Here is a 6,519-nt window from a genome sequence, read left to right on the forward strand (position 1 = left end):
CCACCGCGCCGCTCGCGGCTCCCGGGTGGGTCGGGGTGGCGCCTCCGGGCGGACCGGCGGCGCGAACCGACCGTGCACCCGCCCCGGACTCGGTGCGTCCGGGGCGGCACGGTCGGGCGAGGGTCAGCGGGCGGTGACCGCCGAGCGGGTCACGCGTGCCAGCTCCCTCGGGTGGGACCGCTCGGCGTGCCGCGGCACGCCCTGTTCCGGTCCCTGGGCCGGTACCGCCGTGGCACGAGGCGCCTGGCCCCGTCCGCGGTTCGGTGCGGCGGCGCGCTTGGCCTGGCCCGCGGCACCGTTCTGCACCTCCATGACCGCGTGGGCCACCAGTCCGCCCATGGGGTCGTGGCGGATCAGGTCCCGCAACCGGGAGCGCGAGGACCTGCCCTCGTTGCCCGGGTACAGGTGCTTGCCGAGGCCGACGGCGTGCGCCAGCGAGGCGAGCGCCGCGGTCCGCGGGTCCGGCGGTGCGCCGGTGCGGATCGCGGTGTCCAACCGGTGCCGGATCTGCCGGCTCACGATGTTGTCCGACGCCTGGTACCGAGTGGTCGGTAGGACGCCGCACATGTGGTTCTCGATCGCCTGCACCATGCCGCAGCGTTCGAGATGGGTCAGATAGGTCTGGCGCAGCCCCAGTCGGGGTCCGCCGATCCAGTGCACCGCACGTACCGGGCTGCCACGACGGCGCAGCAGCTCCAGTGCGGTGTCCAGGGTGGGATCTCCTGTCGGCCGTGCCAGTACCACGGCTATGCGGTCCCCATCAGGGGCTATCCGTCCGGCGAGCGCCAGTTCGACGAGCTGTGCCCCGGCCAGGCCGAGGTCCAGCGACTGCGGCTGTGCAGTGGTACCCGTTGCCGGGTCCAGAGCGAGCAGCAGCAGCTCCTCCGGAATGGTTCTACGACTCCTGCTCATCCATGCCTCCCCGCGTGGATGACAGACAGGGTGACGCCTCTCACACGGCTCTGTCGAGAGCACATGTTCGGTTTGTAATGAAACCCGTAGATATGTCGTTGTGGTTTTGTGAGGTAGGGCCGGGAGCCGGACCACCCTCGGGTCGCGTCAGACTGGTAGCGGCTGATGCCGTTGGAACAGTGGGCGAGGAGGCATGGGGTGGCGGGTAAGTCCCCGGACGGCTCGGAGAGCGAGCGGTCACCGGAGGAAACGCGCGGGAAGCCGGGTTCGGTTCCCGGGGACGCGGTAGCAAAGAACGGCGGTGTTCGGGGGGACGCGCCGGAGAGCGCGGCGACGACGGCACTGCGCCGTCCCTCCCGGTCCCGGTCGGTCCCGGAGGCGGAGCGCACCGCGGTGCTGCGCCGCCCGACGGGCGAGGAGCGGAGCGGCACCGGCGCGCGGGGTGGTCGCGCCGACGACGACGTGCCCGCGGACCGCGGCACGCTCCAGCTGCGCAGGGGCGGCGGGTTGCTGTCCCAGGACGACGAGGTGGCGGACGAGGCGGGGATCGCGGGCGAGGAGCACACGGACGAGGAGAACGCGGGCGGCGAGAAGTCGGGCGAGGCGGAGCCGGCGACGGGCGCCGGGTCAGCGGCCGCTGCGGACCCGGGGGCGGCGGCCGAGCGTGCGAGCGGCGAGGAGGCCCCTGACCCGCGCGGTGCGAAGGACGAGCCCGGTGGGACGGCCGGCGACGGCGGGGCGGACGAGGTCGCACCACCGGCCCCGCTGACCCTGGAGAAGAAGCGGGGCCCCGCCGCCTCGCCTTCCGAGAAGGACGCGGACGGCGAGCTGGAACCGGAGACGGACACGGCTCCCGACCCCGATGCGGGCCCCACCTCGGCGGCTGAGGCCGACACCGACGCCAAGGCCGGCGCGCCCGTCACGCTCGCAAAGGCCGGCGACGCGCCGCAGCCGGCCGAGACGGCCACCGCGGATGCTGCGTCCGCCGAACCGGCGGACGCGGACCGGGCGGCGGAGGCCCCGGACTCCGACGACGGCGGGGACAATCACGCGACCAAGGTCATCCGGGTGCCCCGCCCCGGTAGCGACTCCGACGCGGCTGATGTCGACGGCGCGGCCGGCGAGGGCACCGGCGGCGACGCCGAGGCCCCGAAGCGGTCCGCGGGGTCGAAGGCGGACGGCGTCCGGAAGGACGCCGCCGACGAGAACGACAGCGGCACCGACGACGACAGCGACGACACCGACGACAGCGACGACGAGGAGGACGACCGGCGTCCCGGGCGGTTCGTGCCGCTCCGCGACGCGGTGGACGACGGGCTCGCTGTGACCGCCGCCTCCACCGCCGTCGTGCCCGCCGTCAAGGACGGCGAGTCGGCGACGGAGGCGTCACCCCCGCAGTGGGCGAAGAAGCGGACTCGGGAGCCCGCCGCGCTCGGTGCCGCCGCCCCCGCGAGCGCGGGCGAGCGCATCGACGGCAACGCCCGGACGCTCTTCGTCCCCAAGCGGCCGGTGACCGAGGACCCGAGCGATCGGGACCCGGACGCCGCCCCTGCGCCCGCCGGCCCCCCGCCGCCGATCCCGGACTCGCTGCGCGACCCCATGGATCTGCTCGCCGAGCTCACCAACCGGCAGGCCCCGGCGCCGTCGCTGCTCCGCTCGACGCTGCGCCGGGTGAAGATCTGGACCCCGCTGGTGCTGCTGCTGGTCGTGCTGCTGGCCGTGGGGCAGCTGCTGCGCCCGCTGCCCGACCCGGTGCTGACCAGCACGGCGGCCGAGACGCACACCTTCGCCGGTGAGCTGCCCGCCGTGCCCTGGCCCGACACGGGCCAGGCGGCGCTGGACGTCGACGGCGTCGGCACCTTCGGCACCTCCGGCGAGCAGGAGGCCGTCCCGATCGCCAGCGTCACCAAGACCATGACGGCCTATGTGATCCTGCGCGACCATCCGATGGAGCCCGACGGCGACGGCGCGGACATCCGGATAGACCCCCAGGCGGAGGAGGACTTCGGCCTCGGGGAGAGCCGCGGCGACTCGGTGGTCGAGATACGGGCCGGGGACGTCCTCACCCAGCGGGAGGCGCTGCAGGCGCTGATGATCGCCTCGGCCAACAACGTCGCCTGGCTGCTGGCCCGTTGGGATTCGGGCGACACCAACTCCTTCGTGCGGAAGATGAACGCCGCCGCCGCGGAGCTGGGCATGGAGGACACCGTCTACACCGACCCGGCCGGGTACGACCTCGGCTCGGTCAGCACCGCCGCCGACCAGGTCAAGCTGGGCCGGGCGGTGATGCAGGACCCGGTGATGCGGCAGATCGTCGGCGTCTCCTCCTACACCGACCAGTACGGCGAGACCCGCCACAACGGCAACTCGCTGGTGCCGGTGAACGGCGTGGTCGGCATCAAGACCGGCAGCCGTACCCAGACGGGCGGCAACTTCCTCTTCGCGGCGCGCCAGGAGGTGGACGGCGAGAACGTGCTGATCGTCGGCGCGGTCCTGAGCCAGCCGCCGCACCCGTCCGACAACTCGATACGGACCGGTGCCATAACGGCCGGCGACGCGCTCATGCGGTTCGCGCAGGATCAGCTGACGACGGAGCCCGTGCTGGCCACGGGTGAGACCGTCGGGTACGTGGACGACGGGCTCGGCGGCCGGACACCGGTGGTGATGAGCGAGGACGTCACGGCCCTGGGCTGGCCGGGGCTGACCGTGCGGGTCGGTCTGTCGGAGGAGCCGGCGGGCCGCGCCTCCTCGGACGCAGCCGAGGACGAGGACGCGGCCGGGGAGGACGAGGAGCCGGCGGACCGCCACCCGCTGATGGACGGTCTGCCGTCCGAGGCGGAGTCGGGCACCGAGATCGGCAGCCTGACCGTGGGGGACCGCGACAGCGCGGTGGCCGTGCCGGTCGAGCTGGGGGCCGCGATGGCGGAACCCGGTGTCCTCGCGCGGCTGTTCCGCCTGGGGTGATCCGGTCCGGGTGATCCGGCCGGGCGGGTCCTGATCGAAGCACGGGGTGCGCCGGTGACGGCCGGCGCACCCCGTGCGCGCTTCTCCGCCACGGCGACGTCGCCGTGGCGTCGCCCGGCTCGGCGCGCTCCGGCGCGACACCCGGGCCGTTCATCTCAGCACATGGGTGGCCGTACGTGACCCCGGTGGCGTCACGCTCGGCCGTCGGGCGCATCCGTTGGGCGACGCCCGCGAGGTCGGTCACGGAGAGCTACCGCCGTCGGGAGCCGGGGCGCGTGGGGAGCGCGCAGGGGGGCGCGCAGTACGAGGTCGCGCGCCTGTCGAGGACGCGCGCCCCGTGCCGGGAAAACCGGCGCCCGGGCTGTGCCGCCACGCGCCCGCCCCGTCCCCGGCGCACCACCGTCACCAGGGGCCCAGGGGCTGCCACGCCGCGTTGCGGCGCGCTACAGTCGGTCCTTTCACATGAGCTGCTGGTGTGGGGGAGGAGCGGCGTGATGAAGTGTCCGTCATGCGGCTCGACCAGCGGTCGACGGCTCAACAACGGCAACTGGGTGTGCAACGACTGTGGCGCGGTCACCGCAGGATGAGGCGGCGTGGCGGGACCTGGACCCGGCCACCCGCGAACGACTCGACTTCCTCGACCCGGAGGACTTCACGGTCGGGCCGACCCGTGAGGCCGCCGAGCAGTGGGAGCGCTTCACCGCCATCCTCGACAAGGCGGAGCGCTACCGGACCCGCATCTGATCCGGACCCGGACCGCCCGGACCCGCCCGGGCCGGGCCGTCCGCCCGGCGCGCCCCGCGCCCCCGCCCACGGGCGGGGCAGGGGGCGGGCCGTGTCGTGCCGTGCTGAACGCGTCAGCCGCAGGTGTCCAGCATCTCCGTGAGGGCCTCGTGCTCCTCGTCGGTGACGGTCAGCTCGTAGGTGTGCTTGGTCGCCGTCCAGGCCAGTGCGTAGTCGCACCAGTACGACTCCATCGGCCGCCAGTCCGCCGGCGTCTGGTCACCCTTGGAGCGGTTCGACGGCTGACTCACCGCGATGAGCTGGGGGTTCTCCAGGTCGTTGCCGAACTCGCGGCGCCGCTCGCGGTCCCAGGAGTCGGCGCCCGACCGCCACGCGGCAGCCAGCGGCACGATGTGGTCGATGTCCACGTCGGCGGCGGCCGTCAGGGTCTCGCCGTCGAACTCGCTGTACCACTCGCCCTGCTGGGGCTGGCAGTTGTCGTCCGTCTGCACGTCGACGCCGTCCCGGATCAGCACGTGCTGCCGGGCGGTGCACCCCTCGGTGGACTGCCAGTGCGGGAACTCGTCGCGCGAGTAGCCCGCCATCGAGCCCTCCTCGGCGACGGTCAGCTCGCCGAGCATCGTCCGGCCCTCCTGCGCGCCGGGAAGGTTGGGCAGCGTCGTCTCCGACGACCCGCCGCCCTCGGGCGCCGGGTCGCCCGTGGCGCTCTCCGAGATCTCCTCGGGGGAGGGGAGCGAGAGCCCCTCCTCGCCACACCCCGTGAGGGTCGCGGCCAGCGCCACCGCCAGCGTCCCGACTATCAGTTGATGCCGCCTCATGCGCGTCATGCCGCCCTGGTTCCGATCTGGGGGTGCCCCCGGCCGGGAGCACGTGTACCGCCGGGAGGCTACCCGGGTGGACGGCCCGGCAGGCGCCCGGGACGCGGCGCGTGTCGGGCGCCCGGATGCCCCGGCGCCGCCGGTGTGCCACCGCGTACCCCGGCGCACGCGGACACGGCGACCGCGCAGCCCCGGCCCCGGGCGGGCGGTCCCGGGCGGGACCGAGGCCGCCGCCCTGTCGGCCCGACCCCGGGTGCGCCGCGCCCCGCCTGCGCGACAATCGGAGGAGCGGGCCCTGCACGACAGCGCGGTCGAGGGGTGAACATGCCGAACAGCAGCGAACTCAGCAGACGACGGGCCGAGCTGACCGAGACCTGGTCACGCTGGGTGCCCTCCTGGGACACGGCGTGGCGGTCCTCGGACGGCCCGCCGGGCCGCAAGGAGGTCGCGGACTCCTGGCGCCGCTCGCTCACCACCGTCGACCCCCGCCGGGACGGCGCGCCGGTCACCGACGGCGGCGCCGTGCACCCCCGCTGGAACGACTCCCCGCTCCGCGGCCCCGTCACGGCGATCTCCGCGGAACTCCGCAGCACGGCCGAGGACGCCGGGTACATCGCCGCCGTCACCGACCGGACCGGCACCATCCTGTGGACCTGCGGCGGCCGCGTCATGCGCCGTCGCGCCGAACGCGTCAACTTCGCCCCGGGCGGCCGGTGGAACGAACCGGCGATGGGCACCAACGCCCTGGCGCTCACCCTGCGGACCGGCAGGCCGAGCACCGTCTTCTCCGCGGAGCACCTGGTCGAGGCGCTGCACGGCTGGGTCTGCTACTGCGCTCCGGTCCGCGCCCCCGACGGCCGGGTGCTCGGGGTCGTCGACCTCTCCAGCACCTGGGACCGCTGCCACCCGATGGCCATGTCCATGGTCCGCACCGCGGCCTCCGCCATCGAGGCGCGACTGGCGGAGCCGCCGCGCCCCGCGCTCCACCGCATCACCCGGACGGCTCATCGGCCGCTCGCCGCGGTCGGCACGCCGGCCCCCGCCGCGACCGCCGCGACCGCCGGGCCCGGGCCCAGGCCCG

5 protein-coding genes are annotated in these 6,519 nt (G+C 74.7%); 3 read left to right on the plus strand and 2 right to left on the minus strand.

The features are described from left to right. Positions 1–123: 123 nt before the first annotated feature. The gene (locus HCN56_RS22315) at positions 124–912 is read right to left on the minus strand and encodes a GOLPH3/VPS74 family protein (protein ID WP_245246893.1); all 789 of its coding nucleotides are present in this window, start codon (positions 910–912) and stop codon (positions 124–126) included. A 198-nt stretch (positions 913–1,110) separates the two neighbouring features. Here HCN56_RS22315 and HCN56_RS27320 point away from each other — a divergent pair, with 198 nt between their 5' ends. Continuing rightward, complete coding sequence (locus tag HCN56_RS27320; RefSeq protein WP_167973950.1) at positions 1,111–3,876, plus strand: D-alanyl-D-alanine carboxypeptidase family protein; 2,766 nt, start codon at positions 1,111–1,113, stop codon at positions 3,874–3,876. Positions 3,877–4,440: 564 nt separating this feature from the next. Further along, on the plus strand, positions 4,441–4,620 hold the full coding sequence (locus tag HCN56_RS22325) for a hypothetical protein (protein ID WP_167973952.1): 180 nt from the start codon (positions 4,441–4,443) through the stop codon (positions 4,618–4,620). Positions 4,621–4,733: 113 nt separating this feature from the next. Here the strand turns inward: HCN56_RS22325 and HCN56_RS22330 are convergent, their stop codons facing one another. After that, complete coding sequence (locus HCN56_RS22330) at positions 4,734–5,447, minus strand: HNH endonuclease family protein (protein ID WP_245246895.1); 714 nt, start codon at positions 5,445–5,447, stop codon at positions 4,734–4,736. 315 nt (positions 5,448–5,762) lie between these two features. On the opposite strand from HCN56_RS22330, the gene HCN56_RS22335 reads away from it, so the two are divergent. Beyond that, positions 5,763–6,519, plus strand: a 757-nt coding sequence (locus HCN56_RS22335; protein ID WP_376770913.1) for a GAF domain-containing protein, incomplete at its 3' end; no start/stop codon positions are given.

Source organism: Streptomyces lonarensis (assembly GCF_012033735.1).
Lineage (GTDB): Bacteria > Actinomycetota > Actinomycetes > Streptomycetales > Streptomycetaceae > Streptomyces > Streptomyces lonarensis.